We start from the raw sequence: 22101 nt of genomic DNA, 5'->3' as shown, positions 1-22101 counted from the left end.
GCGCATGATCGCGCTGATTCAGCGGGTGAAGCATGCCGAAGTGCGTGTCGGCGAGCGCGTGACGGGCGCGATCGACGCAGGCTTGCTCGCGCTCGTCTGCGCCGAGCGCGGCGACACTGACGCAAGCGCGGAGAAGCTCCTCGCCAAAGTGCTCGGCTATCGCGTCTTCAGCGATGCCGCGGGCAAGATGAACTTGCCGGTGACGAACATCGACGGCGAGGGCCTCGCCGGCGGCCTGCTGCTCGTCTCGCAGTTCACGCTCGCCGCCGACACCAACAGCGGCTTGCGGCCCAGTTTCACGCCCGCCGCGCCGCCCGACGAAGGCAAGCGTTTGTTCGACTATTTCGTCGCGGCAGCGAGGGCGAAACATCCGGTCGTCGAGACCGGAGAATTCGGCGCCGATATGCAGGTCTCGCTCGTCAACGACGGCCCCGTTACGTTCTGGTTGCAAACGCGCGGCTAGGGCCTGTTACTCACTCTCACCCTAGCCTCATGCCTACCCAAGTCCTCTTCATCCGACACGGCGAGACCGACTGGAATCGCATCAAGCGCATTCAAGGCCATATCGACATTCCGCTTGCGCAAAGCGGCCTCGCGCAAGCACAGCAACTCGCGGCGCGCCTCGCGCGCGAGGCGCAATCGGGTGCCAAGCTCGATGCGATTTATTCGAGCGACCTGCAGCGCGCGCAGCAAACCGCGCAACCTGCGGCCGCCGCGCTGGGCCTGCCGCTGCAATTGAAGCCCGGCTTGCGCGAGCGCGCATACGGCGTCTTTCAGGGTCACGACAGCACGGAGATCGAGGCACGTTTTCCCGATGAGTACGCCGTCTGGCAGACGCGCGACCCGGGTTTCGCCCCCGAGGGCGGCGAGTCGTCCCGCGCGTTCTATCATCGCGTCGTGCACGCGGTAGAGTCGATCGTCGCCGGGCATCCGGCAGGGCGTATCGCATGCGTTGCGCACGGTGGCGTGCTCGACTGCGTATATCGCTTGGTCAACGGCCTACCGCTCGACGCGCCGCGCAACTACGCGTTACTCAACACGAGCATCAACACCGTCGAATTCGATGGCGGCCGCGCGCGGGTGCTCGCCTGGGCCGACATCGACCACCTCGCCAGCGGCAGCGATGACGACGGGTTCGTCAAAGACCCGGAGTTGTTTCGCTGATTACTCGTTGCTTCGAGTTTGCCTTGGCGCGTTTGCTGCGCAGTGGCCTCGAATGCTAGGACGAGCGAGCCGCGGCGCGCCGCCGCGCGCGCTTCGAAACACCGTTCACGAGCGCCCAGCGCATCAGCGGGGCGATCGCGTGCACGCCTGGCCGCACTAATAGGCGACGCGCTCCGGCAAATCGCTCGAAGCCGAGCATCCGTTGGGCCCAGTCCGGCAGAAGGTCCACACCGGCGTTCAGCATGAGCCTGCCGGCAGGGCGCATTGCGGCGCTAGGCGGCGGTGCGTTCATTAGAATTCTCACAACCTCATGCGTGCGTGGCCCCGCTTCGAGTTCGGATTGCATCGAGCTGAAGTACGCGTCGATTTCGACCTTGGAGCTTGGCACTTGCACTGCGCCGAGCATCCGCGCGATGCGGGCTGTTTCCGCGTAGTACTGATCCTGCGCCGCCAGCGGAAGCGAAGGATTCACATATCGCAGATGGGCGGCAAGAAAACTCGATACCTCGGCGACATGCACCCAAGTCAACAGCGCTGGATCGTTTGCTCGATACGGCCTGCCGTCCGGTGCGGTGCCGGTGACGCCGAGGTGGATCTGCTTCACGCGCTCGATCAGCGCCAGTGCATCGCTGCGGCTGCCGTAGGTGGTGCCGGAGATGAAGGTCGCGGTGCGGCGCAGGCGCCCGAGGATATCGGTGCGAAACGACGAGTGATCCCAGACACCTGCGAGCGCCAGCGGATGCAGCGCCTGGAGCATCAAGGCGCTGATGCCGCCGACCATCATCGACGTGAAATCGGCATGGACTTTCCAGCAGATGGCTTCCGGCCCGAACAGGCCGGGGTCTCCTGGCGGGGAAGCGTAGTCGAGTTTCGGGCCGCTGCCGGTCGTCAGGTGCGTGACGCCTTGCGCGAGTTTCGAGCGCAGCCGCTGGAGGAGCCGAGGGCCGCCTCTCGCGTGTTCTTCGTGGGGACTGCCTGCGTGATCGGACATCGTTGAAGCGCTCCGTGCCGAGGACCGGTCAGGCGTTTCCCGCGTCCCAGAGATTACGCGCCGGGCTCGACGAATCCGGCGCGGCGAGACCGAAGTGCCGGTAAGTCAGGAGCGTCGCCACGCGGCCGCGCGGCGTGCGCTGCAGGAAGCCTTGCTGAATCAGGTACGGCTCCAGCACGTCTTCGATCGTGTCGCGTTCTTCGCCGATGGCAGCCGCCAGGTTGTCGACGCCGACCGGGCCGCCGTCGAACTTGTGCAGGATCGCTTCGAGCAGCTTGCGGTCCATCAGATCGAAGCCGACCGGGTCGACATCCAGCATCGCGAGCGCGGCGTCGGCGACTTTGGCGGTGATGTTGCCGTCGGCCTTGACCTCGGCATAGTCGCGCACGCGACGCAGCAGGCGGTTTGCAATCCGCGGCGTGCCGCGCGAGCGTTTCGCGATTTCGAGCGCGCCGTCGGGATGGATCTGCGCGCCGAGCAGCGTTGCCGAGCGGCGCACGATGCGCGACAGCTGCTCGGCGTCGTAGAACTCGAGACGCGCGACGATGCCGAAGCGGTCGCGCAGCGGATTGGTCAGCATGCCGGCGCGCGTTGTCGCACCGACCAGCGTGAACGGCTGCAGATCGAGCTTGACGCTGCGCGCCGCCGGACCCTCGCCGATCATGATGTCGATTTGATAATCCTCGAGCGCCGGATACAGAATTTCCTCGACGACCGGCGAGAGCCGATGGATTTCGTCGATGAAGAGGACGTCGTTCGCTTCGAGGTTCGTCAGAAGCGCAGCGAGGTCGCCGGCGCGCTCCAGCACGGGGCCCGACGTTTGCCGCAAATTCACGCCCATTTCACGCGCGATGATGTGCGCGAGCGTGGTCTTGCCGAGCCCTGGCGGGCCAAACAGCAGCACGTGGTCGAGTGCTTCGGAGCGGCGTTTGGCCGCCTCGATGAAAATTTCCAGTTGACCGCGCACCTTTTCCTGCCCGACGTATTCGTCGAGCTGACGGGGGCGCAACGCGCGCTCGAACGCCTCTTCGTGCGACGACGTGGGCGTGGCGGAAATGATGCGTTCGGCGGCGAGTTTGTCGGTTTCGATCATGCTCGCATTGTACCGCGCAGGGCCTGTTCCGAAAGCTGGCCGAACGGCCTAGGACGATGGGTGTGAATACGCCCTAGGCCGAACGGCCGAATCGCGCGGAAAGCCGTGGCGTGCGAAGCTCGGTTCGTTGGCGCGGTTGCCGTGCGCTGCGGTTCAAGCGGATACCGCAACGCAATCGCTGCGCTTTACGCCTTCGACAGCGCCTTCAGCGACAGTTTGATGCCTTCGGACACTCCGGTGCCCGCCGGCACGTTCTTGATGGCCGCCAGCGCCTCTTTTTCGGAGTAACCCAATGCGAGCAGTGCGTTCAGGATATCGGTTGCGTGGTCGGATGCCGACGCCGCGGCGGCCATCGTGCCCAGGTCGGCGCCCAGCTTGCCCTTCAGTTCGAGGAGCAGACGTTCCGCCGTTTTCTTGCCGATGCCGGGCACGCGCGTCAGGCGAGCCGCGTCCTGCAGCGTGACCGCCTGGGACAGCTCATGCACGCTCATGCCCGACAGCACTGCGAGCGCCATTCGCGCGCCGATACCGGTGATCTTCAGCAGCTCGCGGAACGTCGAGCGCTCCTGCGCGGAGCCGAAACCGTACAGAAGGTGGGCGTCCTCGCGCACGATCAACTGGGTGAGCAGCACCACTTTTTCACCGGCCGAGGGCAGGTTGTAGAACGTGCTCATCGGCACGTCGACTTCGTAGCCGACGCCGTTGCAATCGACGAGCAGATGAGGCGGATTTTTTTCCAGCAGGACGCCGGCAATGCGACCGATCATGGCGAGTTCAATCGTGAGGGAAGCGGTGGGGGAATGCGCGAGTGTAGCGCAGCGCTAGAGCAATCAACCGATGAGCCGTCCGCGCCGCACTCGCAAGCCTTTTTTCGCGAGCGCGGGCGCGATACCGCCCAGCGTGTTGAGCGTATCGCCGCCGTGGGCGTGGCAGATCGCCATGCCGAGGGCATCGGCGGCATCGGTGCTGGGCACGCCGGAGAGGTTCAGCAAGCGCACGACCATCTGCTGCATTTGCTCTTTCGTTGCACGGCCGTAGCCCACCACCGCCTGCTTCAATTGCAGCGCGGTGTATTCGGCCACCGGCACGCCGCCCGCGACGAGCCCGCAAATCGCGGCGCCCCGCGCCTGGCCGAGCAGCAAGGTGGACTGCGGATTGACGTTGACGAACACCTTTTCGATGGCCGACTGATCGGGCCGGTGCTCGCGGATCAGCGTCGAGATTCCCTCGAAAATCGTGCCCAAGCGCTCGGGCAGTGCGGCATCGGCGGTCTTGATCACCCCGCTCGTCACATAGGTGAGCTGATGGCCGGTTTGGTCGATGATGCCGAAGCCGGTCACACGCAAGCCGGGGTCGATGCCGAGGATTCTCATGAAGCGCGAGGGGAGGAAAGTGCTTGCGATACTACAACGAATAGCGCGGCCGCTGACGAGCGCCGGGCAGCGGCAGCGACCGCGTCGCCGGAAAAGACACTGAAAATCGCGGCAACAAAAAACCCGGCTGCCGCAAAGCCGCCGGGTTTTTCGGTGGGCGCCGGGATCGCGCCGGGCTTAGTGGCGGAAGTGCCGCACGCCCGTCACCACCATCGCGATGTTGTGCTCGTCGGCGGCGGCGATCACTTCGTCGTCGCGCATCGAGCCGCCCGGCTGGATCACGCAGGTCGCGCCTGCCGCCACCACGACGTCGAGGCCGTCGCGGAACGGGAAAAATGCGTCCGACGCCACGGCCGAGCTGTTCAGCGAGAGGCCCGCGTTCTGTGCTTTGATGCTCGCGATGCGCGCCGAATCGACGCGGCTCATCTGGCCTGCGCCAACGCCGAGCGTCATGCCCTTGCCGCAGAATACGATCGCGTTCGACTTGACGAACTTCGCGACGCGCCATGCGAACAGCAGGTCGTCCATTTCTTGCGGCGTCGGGTGGCGCTTGGTGACGACGCGCAGTTCATGCGGCTGCACGTTCTTGGCATCGAGCGATTGCACGAGCAGACCGCCACCGACGCGCTTCAAGTCGAACGCGTTATGGCCTTCGCCCAAGGCGATTTCGAGCAGACGCACGTTCTGCTTCGCGGCGAACACTTGCTTGGCGGCTTCCGAGAACGACGGCGCGATCAGCACTTCGACGAACTGCTTCGCGACAGCTTGCGCCGTGGCCTCGTCGACTTCGCGGTTGAACGCGATGATGCCGCCGAACGCCGAGGTCGGATCGGTCTGGAACGCCTTCGCATACGCTTCGCCGGCGTTTGCGCCGATCGCCACGCCGCACGGATTGGCGTGCTTGATGATCACGCAAGCCGGCGCGTCGAAGGTCTTCACGCATTCCCACGCGGCGTCCGAGTCGGCGATGTTGTTGTACGACAGCTCCTTGCCCTGCAACTGGCGATAGTTCGCGAGCGCGCCCGCCGGCACGGCGATGTCGCGGTAGAACGCCGCGCTCTGGTGAGGGTTCTCGCCGTAGCGCAGATCCTGCACTTTCTCGAATGCGAGGTTGAACGTGGCCGGATAGGTGTTGCGCTCTTTGTGCGTCAGCTCTTCGGTCAGGCTCGTCAGGTAGTTCGTGATCGCGCCGTCGTATTGCGCGGTGTGCGCAAACACCTTCGTCGCGAGGCGGAAGTTCGTCTTGTAGCCGACCTTGTTGCCGTGCGCGCGCATTTCGTCGAGCACGGTCGCGTAGTCGGCCGGGTCGACCACCACCGTCACGTCGCGATGGTTCTTCGCGGCGGAGCGCAGCATCGTCGGGCCGCCGATGTCGATGTTCTCGATCGCATCTTCCAGCGTGCACTCGTCCTTCGACACCGTTGCGACGAACGGATACAGGTTCACGACGAGCAGATCGATCGTCGGGATGTCGTGCTTTTCGAGCGCTGCCATGTGCTCGGGCAGATCACGGCGCGCGAGGATGCCGCCGTGAACCTTCGGATGCAGCGTTTTCACGCGCCCGTCCAGCATTTCCGGAAAGCCGGTGTAGTCGGCGACTTCGGTAACGGAAAGGCCCGCGTCCGCGAGCAGTTTCGCGGTGCCGCCGGTCGACAGGATCTTGACGCCGAGCTCCGACAGCGATTTGGCGAATTCGACGATGCCGGACTTGTCGGAAACGGAGATGAGCGCTTGCTTGATCATGATGAGAAGGCCGAGGAGGGACAGGAGCGGCGCGCGAATTTACAGCAGGCCGTGCTGCTGCAGCTTCTTGCGCAACGTGTTGCGGTTGATGCCGAGATACTCGGCGGCGAGCGACTGATTGCCGCCCGCTTGCTCGAGCACCACCTCGAGCATCGGTTTTTCGACACACGACATCACCATTTCATAGACGTCGTGCGGATTCGAGCCGTCGAGGTCCTGGAAGTACATGCCCAGGCTGTCGCGGACGCATTGTTCGATATTGTGCTTGCTCATGCTGCTAATCGGTCGGTATTGTCCGGCTCGCCGGTTTCGTCGTCGACATAGACGAGACGATCGGAGAGCGTTTTCTGCTCGTCGAAGAACGCATTGACGGCGAGCAGTTGTTCGCGTGTCGTATCGAGCGTGTTCATCCTGTGACGGAATGCGTTGGCGCCCGAAAGGCCGCGAGTGTACCAGCCGATGTGCTTGCGCGCAGTACGCACGCCGGTAAATTCGCCATAGAACGCGTAGTGGTCTTCCAGATGCTCGTTCATGACCTGCTGGATTTCGTCGATGCGCGGCGGCGGCAGCAGTTCGCCGGTTTGCAGGAAATGCTCGATTTCACGGAACAGCCACGGACGCCCTTGCGCCGCGCGGCCGATCATGATCGCGTCGGCCCCGGTGGCCGCCAGCACGGCCTTGGCTTTTTGCGGCGACGAGATGTCGCCGTTCGCGACGACCGGGATGCGCACCGCGGCCTTCACGGCGGCGATCGTCTCGTACTCGGCTTCGCCGTGATAGAGATCGGCGCGCGTGCGGCCGTGCACGGTCAGCATCGAAATGCCGGCGTTTTCGGCGAGCCGCGCCACCTTGACGGCATTCTTGTTTTCGCGGTTCCAGCCGGTGCGGATCTTCAGCGTGACGGGCACGGCGTCCGGCCCGACGCCGACTGCCGCGACCACGGCCTCGACGATCCGCACGACGAGCGGCTCGTTTTGCAAAAGGGCCGAACCGGCCGCGACGTTGCAGACCTTCTTGGCCGGGCAGCCCATGTTGATGTCGATGATCTGCGCGCCATTCGCGACGTTGTAGCGCGCGGCTTCGGCCATCATCGCCGGGTCTGCTCCCGCTATTTGGACCGCGATGGGTTCGACCTCGCCGGCGTGGTTCGCGCGGCGCATCGTCTTTTCGCTCTTCCAAAGCTGCGCGTTCGACGCGACCATCTCGGACACCGCGTAGCCGGCGCCGAGCCGCTTGCACAATTGGCGGAACGGCCGATCCGTCACGCCGGCCATCGGGGCGACGAACAGGTTGTTGCGCAGATTGTGGGAACCGAGCGTTGGCATGGCTGAATGGGGGCGCGCGCCTTTGGGGCGCCGATGCGAGGTGAGACGGGAAACGCGTATTTTAGCGTTAACGCGCGAGCGCAACGACCGTCGCGAACCCGGCGAGCGGACATGCGCCAAAAAACCGCGCGTGCCCGCCGCCGTATGTCAGCGCCGCTGGCCGAACATCATCTGCCGCGCGAGCGCCGTTTTCGCCGCGGGCATCAGTTCGAGCGCCGAAAGCGCCAGCCCGCGCAGCGTCGCGAGCGGGGCGAAGTCGATCGTGAAGAGGCGGGCGAGCGTGTCGGTGGCGCCGATCGTGAGGCGGCGATCAAGCGCGCGGCGCTCGGCGAACGACGCGAGCGCAAGCGGCGTCGCGCCGAATTCGGAAAGCGCATCGGCGAGCGCGTGCGCATCGCGCAAACCGAGGTTCAGCCCCTGGCCCGCGACGGGATGCAGCGTTTGCGCGGCATTGCCGATCGCGGCGACGCGCCCTTTGACGAGCGTATCGACCGCGTTCAGCCCGAGCGGGAACGAGGCCCGGCCGGCGATCGCCTCGAAGCGCCCCATGCGCGAGCCGAACGCCGTGCCGAGCTCCGCGAGGAAGTCGGCGTCCGGCAGCTGTGCGCGGCGCGCAGCTTCGTCGGGCGCCGAGCACCAGACGAGCGAGTAGTCCGCGTTGCGCGGGCCGCCCATCGGCAACAGCGCGATCGGCCCTTCGGACGTAAAGCGTTCCCATGCGACATGCGGCTGGGGCGCCGACACGGTGACGGTGCCGACGAGCGCGGTCTGCTTGTAGTCGCGCGAGCTGCCTGCCGGGGCGTCGCCCGCGCGATCGAGGCTCGACCCGGCGCGGCGCTGGTCCTGATACAGACCGCCTTCTGCGTTCACGAGAATGCGCGTGCGCAGACTGCGGGCGCCCTGCGCGTTTTCGATCGGCAGCATGATGCCGTCGTGTTCGCGAAGCGGCGGCAGGGCCGACGTCGACGTGAACCAGTGGACGCGCGTGCCACGCACGGCCCGCGCGAGCGTCGTGACGATCGATCCATAGCGCGCGACGTAGCCGAGCGCGGGCAGCTCATGCTCGTCGTGCTCGATCAGCGTGCGTCCGAAGTGGCCGCGCTGCGATACGTGAATGCGTTCGATCGCGGTCGCGTCCGCGGGCCACGCCGCGAGGGGTTCGAGCAGCATGCGGCTGCCTTGCGAGACCGCGATCGCGCGCGGGTCGCCGGTCGCGCTTTCGGGTTCTCGCGCGTCGATGAGCGCGATCGACAGCGCTTGCGTCGCGCTGCGCCGGGCCAGCCAGGCGGCGAGCGCGAGGCCGACCGGTCCGGCGCCGACGATCGTCACGTCGAAATCGAATGGCCGCTCGGAAGCGGCGGCGGTTGCCGGTTGCGCGCCGGCAGCGGCGGGGGCGTCTTTCATCGTACGGAAACGGATTCGGAGTTCATTCGCGCTTCATTGGCGAGGCGCGGCAGCCTGCGATTCGCGCATCAGCGCTTCGATTTCGTCGGCCTTGACCGGCACGTCGCGCGTGATCAGCTCACAGCCGCCGGGGGTGACGATCGCGTCGTCTTCGATGCGAATGCCGATGTTCCAATAGCGCTCCGGCACGCTTTCGCTCGCACGGACGTAGAGGCCGGGCTCGATGGTGAGCGTCATCGACGGCTTCAGGATGCGCGACGGCGGCGCGCCCGTCTCGTCGGGCGCGGCATGGCGCTCCCGGTAGTCGCCGCAGTCGTGCACGTCCATGCCGATCCAGTGGCCCGTGCGGTGCATGTAGAACGGCGCGTAGGCGCGCTCGGCGATCACGTCGTCGACGGACGCGAAGTGCTCGCGGCCGATGATGCCGGTATCGAGGAGCCCTTGCGACAGCACGCGCACGGCGGCTTGGTGCGGCGTGTCGAAGTGCGCGCCGGCGCGGGTCGCGTCGATGGCGGCTTGCTGGGCGGCGAGCACGATGTCGTACAGCTCGCGCTGCGCCGGCGAGAAACGGCCGTTGGCCGGGAAGGTGCGGGTGATGTCGGACGCGTAGCCGTCGAGTTCGCAAGCGGCGTCGATCAGGATCAGGTCGCCGTCTTGCGCGACCGCGTTGCCGGCCGGGTAGTGCAGCACGCATGCGTTGGCGCCGGCGGCGACGATCGAGCCGTAGGCCGGCGCCTGGGCGCCGCGGCGGCGGAACGTGTACAGCAGTTCCGCTTCGAGTTCGTACTCGCGGACGCCCGGGCGGCACGCCTGCATCGCGCGGCGGTGCGCCTCGGCGGAAATCCGGGCGGCGCGGCGCATGATCGCGAGCTCGTGGTCGTCCTTGATGAGCCGCATCTCGTCGAGCACCGGCAGCAGGTCGTGCAGCACGGCGGGCGACGTCACGCCGCTGCGGCTCTTGGCGCGCACCGCGTCGAGCCAGCGGCGCACCTGTTCATCCAGTTCCGCCGACATTCCGAATCCGTAGTGCAGCGCGGGGGCATCGGCGATCAGGCGCGGCAGCTGGGTGTCGAGCTCGTCGATCGGAAACGCGGCGTCGACGCCGAACGCTTCGCGCGCGCCTTCGGGACCAAAACGGAAGCCCTCCCAGGTCTCCCGCGCCGGATCTTTCTCGCGGCAGAAGAGGATCGACGCCGGCTCGCCCGGTTCTGCACCGGAATCGAGCACGAGCACGGCCTCCGGTTCGGTAAAGCCGGTCAGGTAATAAAAGTAGCTGTCGTGCCGGTAGGGGTAGTCGGCGTCGCGGTTGCGCAGCACCTCGCGCGCGGTCGGGACGATGGCGAGTCCGTCGCCCGCGGCGCGCAGCGCGGCGAGCACGCGTTCGCGGCGGCCGCGGTAGATGTCCCCGGCAGGGACTTCGTTCGGGGCGCCGGCGGCGCTGGAGAGTTCGGTCGGCTGTTTCATCGTGCGATTGTAGCGCTCAATTCATAAACACTTTTAAGTCGAGCGCGCACCGGTCATCCGGGGGGCGTCGTGCCGCGTTGTGCTCAGAGGGGGCCCCTCCGAGCCGTGCTGTTGCATTCCATCCACAGACGCCCGAAACGGCCGATATGATGGCGTCTGACGACCGCCGGTATGATCGTCGGCAACGTATACTCTTCCTCTCAATTTTGAGAAAAGCAGATGATGAAATTAATCGGTTCGCTCGCGAGCCCGTTTACCCGCAAGGCGCGGGTCGTGCTCGCTGAAAAGAAAATCGACTACCAACTGGTGCTCGAGGATGTCTGGGCGTCGGACACGGGTATTCACCAGTTCAATCCGCTCGGGAAGGTGCCGTGCCTGGTGATGGAAGACGGGGAAGCGGTGTTCGATTCGCGCGTGATCTGTGAATACGTCGATACGCTGTCGCCGGTCGGCAAGCTGATTCCGCAGGCGGGGCGCGAGCGCATCGAAGTGCGCTGCTGGGAGGCGCTCGCCGACGGCATTCTCGACGCGGGCGTTCTGATTCGCGTGGAGGGTACGCAGCGTCCGGAGGAGCATCGCGTCGAATCGTGGATCGCGCGCCAGCAGCGCAAGATCGACGAAGGGCTCGTCGCGATGTCGCAGGGGCTCGGCGGCAACGCCTGGTGTACCGGCAATCACTACTCGCTCGCCGATATCGCGCTCGGGTGCGCGCTCGGCTACCTCGATTTCCGCTTCGCGGAATTGAATTGGCGCGACAAGCATCCGAATCTCGACAAGCATTACGCGAAGCTGTCGCAACGGCAGTCGTTCATCGATACCGTTCCCGCTTGAGCCGGGACGCTGCGCGGACCCGGAAAATATTGCCGCGCAGCCGCCGAAAGTCTGATCGTTCGATCGCCCGCTAGTCATTTGCCGCGCCGGCAAGCCACTGTTCGTGTCCGCACGGTACCCGTGTTGGCCGACGTGTACGGTGTTCTCATCAGCTCAGTCAAGGCGGACGGCGATGAACCAACCGATGTCTCACGGCGCGCCGTCTCGCATCGCGGATGCGGGACCCGGGCGAGCCGAACTCACGTCGCGCAAGCCGCAACGCTCGCGGCGCCTGCTGGTGATCGGCTTGCGCATCCTGCTCGCGCTGCTGGTGGCGATCGGTTGGGAATTCGCCGCGCGACGCAATTGGATCGATCCGTTCTTCTATTCGATGCCTTCGTCGATCGCGCGGCAGCTCTTCTATTGGTTTCGCGAGGGGACTGCGCAAGGGCCGCTGCTCGCGCAGCTGCTGGTCACGTTCGAAGAGGCTCTGCTGGGACTGGTCGTGGGCGCGATCGCGGGCGCGGGGTGCGCAGTCGTTCTCGTGCGCAACACATTGCTTGCCGAGGTGTTCGGTTTTTACATCAAGGTCGCCAACGCGTTGCCGCTGATCGTGCTCGGCGCGATTTTCGTGATCGCGCTGGGATCGGGGATGACGTCGAAGATCGCGCTGGCTGTCGTGATGGCGTTCTTCATCGTGTTCGGGGACGCGTATCGGCGCGCGTGTGCGGTTGACGGCGATACGCGTGGCGATGGTTCTGCATCCGCGGCGCGGCGCTCGACCGTCGCCGAGGCCGTTTCCGCAGCGCTGCGCGGGACGGTCGAAAGCCTGCGCATGGCCTTCGCGCTGGCGCTCGCCGGAACGCTCGCGGGCGAGTTTCTCGGCGCGACGCAGGGGATCGGGTGCGTGATCGCGGCCTCGCTGCGCGAGTTCAATGCGAGCGGCGTGTTGGCTGCGATGCTCGCGTTGGGGGTCGTGGCGTGGATCGCCGATTATTTGCTGACGACGCTGCAACGATGGTTGCTGCTGCGCGGGGCGCAATCTTGAACGCACACCTCGTCGGATGAAGCACCTATCGGGCAATAAAAAAGCGCACCCATACCCGGTGCGCTTTTTTGCTTCATGCGGGGCGGTACGCTCACGCGTCATGCAACACGTGTTGCGCCGCTCAGGCGGCTACCGCGCCCTCATCCTTCAAGGCAAACGAATCGCTGCGCGCGAGCGGCCACCATATCTCATACAGCCTGAAGCGGTAGTTGCCGTTCAAGAGATCGTTCGGCTCGAGATAGTCCAGCAACTGCGACATCAGCTTCACCTCATGCGACGACACGCGCCGCACGATGTGATGCGCGCGCAAGTCGGCGGGATGCTCGAGGCCTGCCGCCTGGACGAGCTCCTGCAGCGCGTGCAGTGTGTTGTGGTGGAAGTTGAAGACGCGGTCGGCCTTGTCCGGCACGACGATCGCGCGCTGGCGCACCGGGTCTTGCGTCGCGACGCCGGTCGGGCAGCGGCCGGTGTGGCAGGTCTGCGCATGGATGCAGCCGACTGCGAACATGAAGCCGCGCGCGGCGTTCACCCAGTCGGCGCCGATCGCGAGCGTTCTTGCGATGTCGAACGCGGTGATCATCTTGCCGCTCGCGCCGAGCCGAATCTTGTCGCGCAAGCCGATGCCGACGAGCGTGTTGTGCACGAGCAGCAGCCCTTCTTGCAGCGGCACGCCCACGTGATCGGTGAATTCGAGCGGCGCCGCGCCCGTGCCGCCTTCCGCGCCGTCGACGACGATGAAGTCCGGCGTGATCCCGGTCTCGAGCATCGCCTTCGCAATGCCGAAGAACTCCCACGGATGGCCGAGGCAGAGCTTGAAGCCGGTCGGCTTGCCGCCCGAGAGAGTGCGCAGACGGTCGACGAATTCGAGCAGCCCGCGCGGCGTCGAGAACTCGGAGTGCGACGCGGGCGAGATGCAGTCTCGGCCCATCGGCACGCCGCGCGTCTCGGCGATCTCCGGCGTGATCTTGGCGGCCGGCAGCACGCCGCCGTGGCCGGGTTTCGCGCCTTGCGACAGCTTCACCTCGATCATCTTCACTTGCGGCTCTTGCGCCTGCTTCGCGAACTTTTCGGCGTTGAACGTGCCGTCGTCGTTGCGGCAGCCGAAGTAGCCCGAAGCGACCTCCCAGATGATGTCGCCGCCATGCTCGCGGTGATATTTCGACATCGAGCCTTCGCCGGTGTCGTGCGCGAAGTTGCCCTTCTTGGCGCCGAGGTTCAGCGCGCGGATCGCGTTCGCGGACAGCGAGCCGAAGCTCATCGCCGAGATGTTGAAGATCGACATCGAATACGGCTGCGCGCGATCGGCGCCGACCGTGATGCGGAAGTCGTGGCTCGCGAGCTGGGTCGGCGCGAGCGAATGGTTGATCCATTCGTGCGTGACCGCTTTGACGTCGCGCTCGGTGCCGTACGGGCGGCTGTCGGTTTCGTTCTTCGAGCGCTGGTAGACGAGGCTGCGCTGGGCGCGCGAGAACGGTTTCTCGTCGGTATCATCTTCCAAGAAGTACTGACGGATCTCCGGCCGGATGAATTCGAACATGAAGCGCAAGTGACCCCAAAGCGGGTAGTTGCGCAGGATGCTGTGACGTTCCTGATTGAGGTCGAACAGGCCGAGCGCGACGAGTGCAAGCGGGATCACGACCCACAGCCACGCGATCGAATGCCGCGCGGCGAGGATGGCGACGGCCGCGAGAAGCAGCACGGCGCACCACATTGCAAGATAGCGTCGAGAGAACATGAGGGCTCCAAAGCGGTAACGGATCGCCGCAACGGGCGGACCGCCGCACCGGGCCGTCTTCATGCCAGACGCGGGCAGCCTCGGTTGCGGGTGGGGCGTCTCGCCGGTGCGGCTCTCGTGCCGCCGTCACCGGGCGAGGGCCAAGTCTACCTGCAATAGGTCTCAGCGTGCTGCGAGAAGCGCCGCGTCGGGGCGGCGCGCGGCCGGCTGGGCCGTGGCGGCGTGCTCGATGATGCCGCCGCCGAGGCAGACGTCGCCGTCGTAGAGCACCGCGGATTGGCCGGGCGTGACGGCCCATTGCGCGTGATCGAACGCCAGTCCGAAATGGTCGCCTTCGAGTTCGTTGGCGCTGCTAAGCGCGTCGGCCTTGGCGAACGTGCAGGCCGCATCGGCCTGCCGGTAGCGGGTCTTCGCGCCGCACCGCTTGCCCGGCTCGGGTGCGGCGCCCGCGACCCAGCTCGTGTTGCCCGCGATCAGCGTTTCCGACAGCAGCCACGGATGGTCGTGCCCCTGCACGACGTAGAGCGTGTTGGAAGGAATGTCCTTGCCCGCGACGAACCACGGTTCGCCGCTGCCCGTCTTGCTGCCGCCGAGCCCGATCCCCTTGCGCTGGCCGAACGTGTAGAACGCGAGCCCGATGTGCTCGCCGACGGTCTTGCCGTCCGGCGTCTTCATCAGCCCCGGCTGGGTCGGCAGGTAGCGGTTCAGGAAGTCGCGGAACGGCCGTTCGCCGATGAAGCAGATTCCGGTCGAATCCTTCTTCTTCGCGTTCGGGAGGCCGATTTGCGCGGCGATCTCGCGGACTTTCGTCTTCGGGATTTCGCCGAGCGGGAAGAGCGTCTTCGAAAGCTGCGCCTGGTTCAGGCGGTGCAGGAAGTACGACTGGTCCTTGGTATGGTCGAGCGCCTTCAAGAGCTCGAAACGGCCGTCGACTTCGCGCACGCGCGCGTAGTGGCCGGTGGCGATGGTCTCGCCGCCAAGCGACATCGCGTGATCGAGAAACGCCTTGAACTTGATCTCGGCGTTGCAGAGCACGTCCGGGTTCGGCGTGCGGCCGGCCGAGTACTCGCGCAGGAACTCCGCGAACACGCGGTCCTTGTATTCGGCGGCGAAGTTGACCGCCTCGACGTCGATGCCGATCAAGTCGGCGACCGAGACGACGTCGATCCAGTCCTGCCGTGTCGAGCAGTACTCGCTGTCGTCGTCGTCTTCCCAGTTCTTCATGAAGAGGCCGACGACTTCGTACCCCTGTTCTTTGAGGAGCCACGCGGTCACCGACGAATCGACGCCGCCCGACATGCCCACTACCACGCGTTGCTTGCTCATGGATTCACTGAATGTCTAGCTTGGGCCCGACCGAATGCGTGTGCACGAAGTCGAGCGGGAAACGCCGGCCCGCGAGGTAATCGTCGACGCATTGCATGACGAGCGGCGTGCGGTGGCGCTCGCTCGCCGCGCGCAGCTCGTCGGCGGTCAGCCACAGCGCGCGCACGATGTCGGCATCGAGCGCACGATCGGTCAGCACCGCGCCGCTCGTTCCGCAGAACGTGAAACGCAAATAGGTGGTGCCGTAGCTGTCCGACCTTCCGAAGTGCGTCATGTACACGCCGACCAGCGCGTGAGGCGTGAACGGATGCGCCGTTTCCTCGAGCGTTTCGCGCACGACAGCGTCGACAAGCGTTTCACCGGCCTCCAAATGACCGGCCGGTTGGTTGATGCGCAAGCCGTCGGCGGTGTGCTCCTCGACCACGAGAAAACGCCCGTCGCGCTCGACGATCGCCGCCACCGTCACATGCGGGGCCCAGGTTTCCGGTTTCATAGACGCGCATTTTACCGTTTGCCCGCCCGGGCTGCCGGAGGCGGTGCCGGCGTGCCGTCTATCGGGGTTGGACCAAATTTCGGTGCGCGCGCAGTTTCGGTTAAAGTGACGCGGTGAATCCGTCGCATGTATTAGCCGTTGCTATGAGGGCCGGCGTGCTTCGCTGGCTCATCTTCGCTTGACAACAAGAAGGCAGAGGAGGAATCCACGATGCACATCGGAGTGCCAGCCGAGACGCGTGCCAACGAAACGCGCGTCGCCGCGACGCCCGAGACGGTCAAGAAATACGTCGCCCAAGGTCATCGCGTCACGATCCAGAAGGGCGCCGGCGCCGCGGCGAGCTTCACCGACGAAGCGTTTGCCGACGCGGGCGCGGAGCTTGTCGATGCGGCGGCCGCGTTCAATGCCGATCTCGTTCTCAAAGTCCAATCCCCGACCGTCGAGGAGCTGCCGCTGATGAAGCGCGGCGCCGTGCTCGTCGGCATGCTCGATCCGTTCAACGCTGAAAACGCCGCGCAGCTCGCCGCCGCTGGGGTGACCGCGTTCTCGCTCGAAGCCGCGCCGCGCACGACGCGGGCGCAAAGTCTCGACGTGCTCTCGTCGCAGGCGAACATCGCCGGCTACAAGGCCGTGCTCGTCGCCGCCGAACGCTATCCGCGCTTCCTGCCGATGCTGATGACGGCGGCGGGCACGGTGAAGGCGGCGCGCGTGCTGGTGCTGGGCGCGGGCGTCGCGGGCTTGCAGGCGATCGCGACGGCCAAGCGCCTGGGCGCGGTGATCGAAGCGTCCGACGTGCGCCCCGCGGTGAAAGAGCAGATCGAATCGCTCGGCGCGAAGTTCGTCGACGTGCCTTACGAAACGCAAGAAGAGCGCGAAGCGGCGGAGGGCGTCGGCGGCTATGCGCGGCCGATGCCGCCGAGCTGGCTCGCGCGGCAGTCGGCGTTGGTCCACGAACGTGCGAAGCAGGCCGACATCATCATCTCGACTGCGCTGATTCCGGGGCGCCCCGCGCCGACGCTGATCAACGTCGAAACCGTGCAGGCGATGAAACCCGGCTCGGTGATCGTCGACCTCGCGGCCGGTCGCGGCCCCGAGTTCGAAGGCCGGCGCGGCGGCAACTGCCCGCTCACCGAGGCCGATCAGGTGGTGGTGAGGCACGGCGTGACGATCGTCGGCTTTACAAACCTCGCGTCGATGGTCGCGGCCGACGCCTCGTCGCTCTACGCGCGCAACCTGCTCGACTTCCTGAAGCTGATCGTCACAAAGGAAGGCGCGCTCAACATCGATCTCGCAGACGACATCGTCGCGGCCACGCTTTTGGCCCGCGACGGCGAAGTCACGCGCAAGGCTTGAGGGGACGGCAATGGAAGTCATCAATCACACGGTCATCAACCTGATCATCTTCGTGCTGGCGGTGTACGTCGGCTACCACGTCGTCTGGAATGTGACGCCCGCGCTGCACACACCGCTGATGGCGGTCACCAACGCGATCTCGGCGATCGTGATCGTCGGCGCGATGCTCGCGGCCGGCTTGACGGTCGGCCCCGGCAAGTTCTTCGGCACGGTTGCGGTCGCGCTCGCGGCGGTCAACGTGTTCGGCGGGTTCCTCGTCACGAGGCGAATGCTCGAGATGTTCAAGAAGAAGGAGCCCAAGAAGATCGCGGGTCCCGCTGGTTCGAAGGAGGGCGCGTAAATGAGCACGAACGTCGTTACGCTGCTGTACCTCGTGGCGTCGGTGTGCTTCATCCAGGCGCTCAAGGGGCTGTCGAATCCGAAGAGCGCACGCGCCGGCAATGTGTTCGGGATGGTCGGGATGGCGATCGCGATCGGCACGACCGTCACGCTGATCATGAGACAGGCCGCCGTGCTGGGCTCGAATCTGGGCCTCGGGCTCGGCCTGCTGTTTGCGGCGCTGGTGGTGGGCGGTGCGGTGGGGGCGTTTATCGCGGCGCGCGTCGAGATGACGAAGATGCCGGAGCTCGTCGCGGCGATGCACTCGCTGATCGGTCTGGCGGCGGTGTGCATCGCGTATGGGGTGGTGTCGGAGCCGGCCGCGTTCGGCCTCGTCGATCCCGACAATCCGGTGCCGGGTTTCCTGCCCTACGGCAACCGCATCGAGCTCTTCATCGGCACGTTCGTCGGCGCAATCACGTTCTCCGGTTCGGTGATCGCGTTCGGCAAGCTCTCGGGCAAGTACAAGTTCCGCTTGTTCCAGGGTGCGCCGGTGGTCTACCCGGGGCAGCACCTGATCAACCTGATGCTCGCGCTCGGCATGATCGGCTTCGGCGTGATCTTCTTCCTCACGCAGTCGTGGCTGCCGTTCATCATCATGACGCTGATCGCGTTCGCGCTCGGCGTGCTGATCATCATCCCGATCGGCGGGGCGGACATGCCCGTGGTGGTGTCGATGCTCAACTCGTACTCGGGATGGGCGGCGGCGGGCATCGGCTTCTCGCTGAACAACGCGATGCTGATCATTGCGGGGTCGCTCGTGGGGTCGTCGGGTGCGATTCTGTCGTACATCATGTGCAAGGCGATGAACCGCTCGTTCTTCAACGTGCTGCTGGGCGGCTTCGGCGCCGAGCCGGGCGCGGCCGCGGCAGGCGGCGCGGCCGAGCAGCGGCCGGTGAAGTCGGGCTCGGCCGAAGATGCGTCGTTCATGCTCGGCAACGCGGAGACGGTGGTGATCGTGCCCGGCTACGGGCTGGCCGTGGCGCGTGCGCAGCACGCGTTGAAGGAGTTGACCGACAAGCTCGTCGAGAAGGGCATCGACGTGAGGTACGCGATTCACCCGGTCGCGGGCCGCATGCCGGGCCACATGAACGTGCTGCTCGCGGAAGCCGAAGTGCCGTACGAGATCGTCCATGAAATGGAGGACATCAACGGCGAGTTCGGTCAAGTCGACGTGGTGCTCGTGCTCGGCGCGAACGACGTGGTGAACCCTGCCGCGAAGAACGATCCGAAGTCGCCGATCGCGGGCATGCCGATCATCGAGGCGTACAAGGCGCGCACGGTGATCGTCAATAAACGCTCGATGGCGGCGGGCTACGCAGGGCTCGACAACGATCTCTTCTACATGGACAAGACGATGATGGTCTTCGGCGATGCGAAGAAGGTCATTGAGGACATGGTGAAGTCGGTGGATTGAACGTGGGCGCGAGCGGTGGTGCGCTCGCGCGTTATTGCGTCGCGCCTACGTATGGTTTCGTTGTTTTGAAAGGCCTGACCGTGAGATCACCACGACGCACAGGGAAGGGTTGGGTTGGTGCCAGGAGCACGCTCGATGCCTGGCAATTCGTGCGGTGACCGAAGCGCTGGAGCAGGCGTCAATCCCGAGAGACGTCCAGGCTGAGATCGTAGTGGTCGATCGCGGCTGTGAGGAGGCCGTCGAGGGCGTGACGACCTACCATCCGGGTTTGCGGTGCGGCATCACATGCGGCTTGCGGGCGGGCCAAACGGCGCAGTGCGATTGAATCCGTCATCGGCCGCTCAGCTCAACCGCGACGCGATCGTGCGATCACAGCTTGATAAGCGTTCCCGGCGTGTGTTGGAACTTGATTGCCTCGGCGATGGCTACCCCGCGCTCATATGAAAAATTCTTGTCAGAGGTCGGCTGGAAAAATTCAATAAAATCGAGACTTCGTTTGCCAAAAACAAATCCACCCACGAGAGGATGGTTGACGGCATACATTGTTGGCATGAGCGCCATCATCGACGTCGCAGGAATACCTATCAGATGCTCCTCCAGATCGTTATGCTGAATGTGATTCTGCGGCCAGAACCACAATGGGGTGCTGATAAATAAAAATGATTCATCCCCCATGCTGGTGAGCAGCGTTCTCAACAGCCATTTGGCTGTGTCTGATGAAAGATGCTCGATTACATCCAACAGGCAGATTATCTTATATTTTCTTAACAGATCGGACGGGAGTTGCTGCGCCAACCCGTGCCAGACGTTTCTATATATTTTTTGATCGAAGAGTTGAGTGTTATTGCAATTTGGTTGAAAACCGTCAATGCCATCAACGTGCCAGTGCGCCGTTTTGTCGTAGTGCTTGATTAAACTCCCGAGATTTCCGGTGCCAAATCCAATGTCAAGAATTTCCACATTTTGTGAGTTATCGTTGAGAATGTGAAAAATCAAATTTTGAGGGCAAGCGGAGGCTCCCCTTGGATTTAAATCGGACGTCGAGAGTGGTGTGATAATTGAATAATTTTCTACAATTTGCTTGAGCATGCTGTATTTAATTTTGATGTTTACTGCGTCAATTTTTGGCCAACTTGATATGCTTGATGGGTGCGTGCATTTGCATGCCGAAGTATAACAGGTGTCGATATATAGCAAAATAAATTATCGTTAATATTGACGGCGATCAATTTCAGGATGCGGTGGTTTTTAGGAATGGAATTCGTATATCACGCTATTTCTTTGCTGTAGCTCCCTTTGTGGTTGCACGTCAGTAAATACCATTCCTGCCGGCGCTAGGGCGTGTTATGAATTTTCAAAAATGCGGTGCGGCCGCCCCTGTGGGAACTGAATTTTCTCTCCCATATTTGAGAAGGAGCACAAAGATAGACGGGAAGAAATTGTTCGACGGTGTGGGCACATGAGCGCACAGTGCGGACGCCGCATCGGTTTCGGTGTCCGGATAGGAATTGGCCGCAGAGGCGCTATGTACCGCAAAGCGCGATGGGAACAAATTCAATGAGGTTCATATCGCCGCAAAAACGTCGCAGGCTTTACGCACTGCCGGTTGCGCAGAGAATTGTGTATAAGAGGATGGGTAGGCTGCTGGCTTGACCGCGCGCGCTTGCATGGCGCCAGCCGTATGCCAGCGCTTCAATTCGCCGGAGCATTGACGCGCCGCAGATAGTCCGCGAGCCGTCTTCCTTCGACATCGGGAAACGGCTCGTGCGGCTCGACGCTCGTCATCCGCGCGATGTCGAAGTTGCGGAAGTCCGAGCGCAGTTCGCACCACGCGCCGATCGTCCAGCGCCCGCCCCAATAGATCAGACTGAGCGGCCACACGCGCCGCTCGGTTTCCTGTCCGAGCTTGTCGCGGTACGCGAAGCTCACCACGTGTTTCGTATCGACGGCCCGGTGCAGCGCATCCACTTTCACCGAAAACTCCCGATCGATGTGAAACGACGGCGCGAACACCGCGAGGCGTTCGAGCGTCGCGCGCTTATCGGCGGGCATCGCGGAGGCGATCTTCGCGAGCGCGCTGCGCGCGCCGCCCGCGAGCCCGGCGCCGCCCCAGGTTTCGATCATCCGCGCCCCCGCGGCGAGCGCGGCCAACTCGTCGGCGGTGAACGTGAGCGGCGGCAGGCTCGCGGAACGGGAGAGCCGGTAGCCGATCCCCGCTTCGCCTTCGATCGGCACGCCGGACAGCTGCAGATCGCGCACGTCGCGATACACGGTGCGCGGCGACACAGACAGCCATTCCGCGAGCTGCTGCGCGGTCGTGAGACGCCGGCCGCGCAACAGCTCGGCGATCTGGAACAGGCGGTCGGCGCGGCGGGTCATGTCAGGGGTCGATGGCTTGGAGGACGGCGGTCAGTCCGACGGCGATCTAGCGATGATAACGCCGCGCCCCCGCCCGCCGCCGACCACGCGCATCACGCGAGCTTCAGCGAATGCAGGCCGACGCGGTTGCCCTCGCTATCGGTGAAAAACGCGATGTAGCCGATGTTGTTGGGCAGCTCGATGGCCGGGCCGTGCTTCTTGCCGCCGGCGCGCTCGACGCGCGCGAGCGCATCGGTGACGGTCGGCGACGCGTCGAGATACACGAGCACGCCGTCGGGTGCCGGCTTCGTCTGCTGCGGGTTGAAGACGATCGCGCCGCCGGTGGCCCCTTCCTCATGCGCGAAGACGGCGATCGGCACGCCGCCGAAGACCTCACGCTGGAGCGGCACGTCGAGCGCGGCTTCGTAGAAGCGCACGGCGCGGTCGAAATCCATCGCTGGAATTTCGAACCAGGACAGCACGCGGGTGGATGCGAGTGTGGCAGCAGTCATGACAGTCTCCGAGACAAGTGGCGGTAAGCCGGACAAAGCGCCGGATGGCGCGTGAGTGGAGTCTGCGACTGCCCTGCTGACAGCGTTCTGTCAGCAGCTTGGCAAGAGTTGAAG

At 64.7% G+C, this 22101-nt stretch carries 21 protein-coding genes and 2 pseudogenes; 8 read left to right on the top strand and 15 right to left on the bottom strand.

Going from position 1 to position 22101, the window contains the following annotated elements; genetic code table 11:
- Positions 1-4 precede the first annotated feature (4 nt).
- Both dtd and FAZ95_RS18715 read left to right on the top strand, forming a co-directional pair.
- On the top strand, positions 5-463 hold the full coding sequence (gene dtd / locus FAZ95_RS18720) for a D-aminoacyl-tRNA deacylase (protein WP_137333813.1): 459 nt from the start codon (positions 5-7) through the stop codon (positions 461-463).
- A gap of 29 nt (positions 464-492) precedes the next feature.
- The gene (locus tag FAZ95_RS18715) at positions 493-1164 is read left to right on the top strand and encodes a histidine phosphatase family protein (protein ID WP_137333812.1); all 672 of its coding nucleotides are present in this window, start codon (positions 493-495) and stop codon (positions 1162-1164) included.
- A 55-nt stretch (positions 1165-1219) separates the two neighbouring features.
- Here FAZ95_RS18715 and FAZ95_RS18710 read toward each other — a convergent pair whose 3' ends face one another.
- The 9 genes from FAZ95_RS18710 to FAZ95_RS18670 all read right to left on the bottom strand — a co-directional run bounded on the left by FAZ95_RS18710 (position 1220) and on the right by FAZ95_RS18670 (position 10557).
- Positions 1220-2155, bottom strand: coding sequence for an oxygenase MpaB family protein (locus FAZ95_RS18710; RefSeq protein ID WP_137333811.1), 936 nt, complete (start codon positions 2153-2155; stop codon positions 1220-1222).
- A 28-nt stretch (positions 2156-2183) separates the two neighbouring features.
- Positions 2184-3248 carry a Holliday junction branch migration DNA helicase RuvB gene (gene ruvB, locus FAZ95_RS18705; RefSeq protein WP_137333810.1) on the bottom strand — a complete coding sequence of 355 codons (1065 nt, stop codon included), beginning with the start codon at positions 3246-3248 and terminating at the stop codon, positions 2184-2186.
- A gap of 185 nt (positions 3249-3433) precedes the next feature.
- On the bottom strand, positions 3434-4015 hold the full coding sequence (gene ruvA / locus FAZ95_RS18700) for a Holliday junction branch migration protein RuvA (RefSeq protein WP_137333809.1): 582 nt from the start codon (positions 4013-4015) through the stop codon (positions 3434-3436).
- 63 nt (positions 4016-4078) lie between these two features.
- A complete protein-coding gene (gene ruvC, locus FAZ95_RS18695) occupies positions 4079-4621 on the bottom strand; it encodes a crossover junction endodeoxyribonuclease RuvC (RefSeq protein ID WP_137333808.1) in 543 nt (180 codons plus the stop codon).
- Between the two features lie 177 nt (positions 4622-4798).
- Positions 4799-6364 (bottom strand): bifunctional phosphoribosylaminoimidazolecarboxamide formyltransferase/IMP cyclohydrolase, encoded by a 1566-nt coding sequence (gene purH, locus FAZ95_RS18690; RefSeq protein ID WP_137333807.1) that lies wholly within the window; start codon positions 6362-6364, stop codon positions 4799-4801.
- Between the two features lie 39 nt (positions 6365-6403).
- Positions 6404-6637 carry a Fis family transcriptional regulator gene (locus FAZ95_RS18685; RefSeq protein ID WP_137333806.1) on the bottom strand — a complete coding sequence of 78 codons (234 nt, stop codon included), beginning with the start codon at positions 6635-6637 and terminating at the stop codon, positions 6404-6406.
- The gene (gene dusB / locus FAZ95_RS18680) at positions 6634-7689 is read right to left on the bottom strand and encodes a tRNA dihydrouridine synthase DusB (RefSeq protein WP_137333805.1); all 1056 of its coding nucleotides are present in this window, start codon (positions 7687-7689) and stop codon (positions 6634-6636) included. The genes FAZ95_RS18685 and dusB overlap by 4 nt, the downstream gene beginning before the upstream one ends.
- Before the next feature lie 147 nt (positions 7690-7836).
- A complete protein-coding gene (locus FAZ95_RS18675) occupies positions 7837-9093 on the bottom strand; it encodes a UbiH/UbiF/VisC/COQ6 family ubiquinone biosynthesis hydroxylase (protein WP_137333804.1) in 1257 nt (418 codons plus the stop codon).
- A 33-nt stretch (positions 9094-9126) separates the two neighbouring features.
- Entirely contained in the window at positions 9127-10557 is a 1431-nt protein-coding gene (locus tag FAZ95_RS18670) for an aminopeptidase P N-terminal domain-containing protein (protein ID WP_137333803.1), read from the bottom strand.
- Positions 10558-10776: 219 nt separating this feature from the next.
- Between FAZ95_RS18670 and FAZ95_RS18665 the strand changes: the two genes are divergently transcribed.
- Positions 10777-11388, top strand: a complete 612-nt coding sequence (locus FAZ95_RS18665) for a glutathione S-transferase C-terminal domain-containing protein (protein WP_137333802.1) — start codon at positions 10777-10779, stop codon at positions 11386-11388.
- Between the two features lie 184 nt (positions 11389-11572).
- Entirely contained in the window at positions 11573-12415 is an 843-nt protein-coding gene (locus FAZ95_RS18660; protein WP_137334632.1) for an ABC transporter permease, read from the top strand.
- Between the two features lie 121 nt (positions 12416-12536).
- On the opposite strand, the gene FAZ95_RS18655 is transcribed toward FAZ95_RS18660, so the two are convergent.
- The 3 genes from FAZ95_RS18655 to FAZ95_RS18645 all read right to left on the bottom strand — a co-directional run bounded on the left by FAZ95_RS18655 (position 12537) and on the right by FAZ95_RS18645 (position 15969).
- Entirely contained in the window at positions 12537-14150 is a 1614-nt protein-coding gene (locus tag FAZ95_RS18655) for an FMN-binding glutamate synthase family protein (protein WP_137333801.1), read from the bottom strand.
- Between the two features lie 162 nt (positions 14151-14312).
- Entirely contained in the window at positions 14313-15476 is a 1164-nt protein-coding gene (gene mnmA, locus FAZ95_RS18650) for a tRNA 2-thiouridine(34) synthase MnmA (protein ID WP_137333800.1), read from the bottom strand.
- A gap of 4 nt (positions 15477-15480) precedes the next feature.
- A complete protein-coding gene (locus FAZ95_RS18645; RefSeq protein WP_137333799.1) occupies positions 15481-15969 on the bottom strand; it encodes an NUDIX hydrolase in 489 nt (162 codons plus the stop codon).
- Between the two features lie 210 nt (positions 15970-16179).
- Here FAZ95_RS18645 and FAZ95_RS18640 point away from each other — a divergent pair, with 210 nt between their 5' ends.
- The 4 genes and pseudogenes from FAZ95_RS18640 to FAZ95_RS18625 all read left to right on the top strand — a co-directional run.
- Entirely contained in the window at positions 16180-17322 is a 1143-nt protein-coding gene (locus tag FAZ95_RS18640) for a Re/Si-specific NAD(P)(+) transhydrogenase subunit alpha (RefSeq protein ID WP_137333798.1), read from the top strand.
- A gap of 10 nt (positions 17323-17332) precedes the next feature.
- Positions 17333-17662, top strand: a complete 330-nt coding sequence (locus FAZ95_RS18635; protein ID WP_137333797.1) for an NAD(P) transhydrogenase subunit alpha part 2 — start codon at positions 17333-17335, stop codon at positions 17660-17662.
- Positions 17663-19117 carry an NAD(P)(+) transhydrogenase (Re/Si-specific) subunit beta gene (locus FAZ95_RS18630; protein WP_137333796.1) on the top strand — a complete coding sequence of 485 codons (1455 nt, stop codon included), beginning with the start codon at positions 17663-17665 and terminating at the stop codon, positions 19115-19117. It abuts the gene before it with no gap.
- 85 nt (positions 19118-19202) lie between these two features.
- Positions 19203-19482, top strand: a pseudogene (locus FAZ95_RS18625) (IS5/IS1182 family transposase); the annotation flags it as partial.
- Between the two features lie 4 nt (positions 19483-19486).
- Here the strand turns inward: FAZ95_RS18625 and FAZ95_RS18620 are convergent.
- The 3 genes and pseudogenes from FAZ95_RS18620 to FAZ95_RS18610 form a co-directional block, all read right to left on the bottom strand.
- A complete protein-coding gene (locus tag FAZ95_RS18620) occupies positions 19487-20206 on the bottom strand; it encodes a methyltransferase domain-containing protein (RefSeq protein ID WP_137333795.1) in 720 nt (239 codons plus the stop codon).
- Between the two features lie 603 nt (positions 20207-20809).
- Positions 20810-21561: pseudogene (locus FAZ95_RS18615) on the bottom strand (helix-turn-helix transcriptional regulator); the annotation flags it as partial.
- A 27-nt stretch (positions 21562-21588) separates the two neighbouring features.
- Entirely contained in the window at positions 21589-21987 is a 399-nt protein-coding gene (locus FAZ95_RS18610) for a VOC family protein (protein ID WP_137333793.1), read from the bottom strand.
- Between the last annotated feature and the right edge of the window lie 114 nt (positions 21988-22101).

It is taken from the genome of Trinickia violacea, assembly GCF_005280735.1.
Classification (GTDB): Bacteria; Pseudomonadota; Gammaproteobacteria; order Burkholderiales; family Burkholderiaceae; genus Trinickia_A; species Trinickia_A violacea.
This window is presented reverse-complemented; position numbering and strand designations above follow the sequence as displayed.

Coding starts and splice junctions, on each gene's coding strand:
- dtd (WP_137333813.1), top strand. CDS start 5: ATGATCGCGCTGATTCAGCGGGTGAAGCATGCCGAAGTGCGTGTCGGC.
- FAZ95_RS18715 (WP_137333812.1), top strand. CDS start 493: ATGCCTACCCAAGTCCTCTTCATCCGACACGGCGAGACCGACTGGAAT.
- FAZ95_RS18710 (WP_137333811.1), bottom strand. CDS start 2,155: ATGTCCGATCACGCAGGCAGTCCCCACGAAGAACACGCGAGAGGCGGC.
- ruvB (WP_137333810.1), bottom strand. CDS start 3,248: ATGATCGAAACCGACAAACTCGCCGCCGAACGCATCATTTCCGCCACG.
- ruvA (WP_137333809.1), bottom strand. CDS start 4,015: ATGATCGGTCGCATTGCCGGCGTCCTGCTGGAAAAAAATCCGCCTCAT.
- ruvC (WP_137333808.1), bottom strand. CDS start 4,621: ATGAGAATCCTCGGCATCGACCCCGGCTTGCGTGTGACCGGCTTCGGC.
- purH (WP_137333807.1), bottom strand. CDS start 6,364: ATGATCAAGCAAGCGCTCATCTCCGTTTCCGACAAGTCCGGCATCGTC.
- FAZ95_RS18685 (WP_137333806.1), bottom strand. CDS start 6,637: ATGAGCAAGCACAATATCGAACAATGCGTCCGCGACAGCCTGGGCATG.
- dusB (WP_137333805.1), bottom strand. CDS start 7,689: ATGCCAACGCTCGGTTCCCACAATCTGCGCAACAACCTGTTCGTCGCC.
- FAZ95_RS18675 (WP_137333804.1), bottom strand. CDS start 9,093: ATGAAAGACGCCCCCGCCGCTGCCGGCGCGCAACCGGCAACCGCCGCC.
- FAZ95_RS18670 (WP_137333803.1), bottom strand. CDS start 10,557: ATGAAACAGCCGACCGAACTCTCCAGCGCCGCCGGCGCCCCGAACGAA.
- FAZ95_RS18665 (WP_137333802.1), top strand. CDS start 10,777: ATGATGAAATTAATCGGTTCGCTCGCGAGCCCGTTTACCCGCAAGGCG.
- FAZ95_RS18660 (WP_137334632.1), top strand. CDS start 11,573: ATGTCTCACGGCGCGCCGTCTCGCATCGCGGATGCGGGACCCGGGCGA.
- FAZ95_RS18655 (WP_137333801.1), bottom strand. CDS start 14,150: ATGTTCTCTCGACGCTATCTTGCAATGTGGTGCGCCGTGCTGCTTCTC.
- mnmA (WP_137333800.1), bottom strand. CDS start 15,476: ATGAGCAAGCAACGCGTGGTAGTGGGCATGTCGGGCGGCGTCGATTCG.
- FAZ95_RS18645 (WP_137333799.1), bottom strand. CDS start 15,969: ATGAAACCGGAAACCTGGGCCCCGCATGTGACGGTGGCGGCGATCGTC.
- FAZ95_RS18640 (WP_137333798.1), top strand. CDS start 16,180: ATGCACATCGGAGTGCCAGCCGAGACGCGTGCCAACGAAACGCGCGTC.
- FAZ95_RS18635 (WP_137333797.1), top strand. CDS start 17,333: ATGGAAGTCATCAATCACACGGTCATCAACCTGATCATCTTCGTGCTG.
- FAZ95_RS18630 (WP_137333796.1), top strand. CDS start 17,663: ATGAGCACGAACGTCGTTACGCTGCTGTACCTCGTGGCGTCGGTGTGC.
- FAZ95_RS18620 (WP_137333795.1), bottom strand. CDS start 20,206: ATGCTCAAGCAAATTGTAGAAAATTATTCAATTATCACACCACTCTCG.
- FAZ95_RS18610 (WP_137333793.1), bottom strand. CDS start 21,987: ATGACTGCTGCCACACTCGCATCCACCCGCGTGCTGTCCTGGTTCGAA.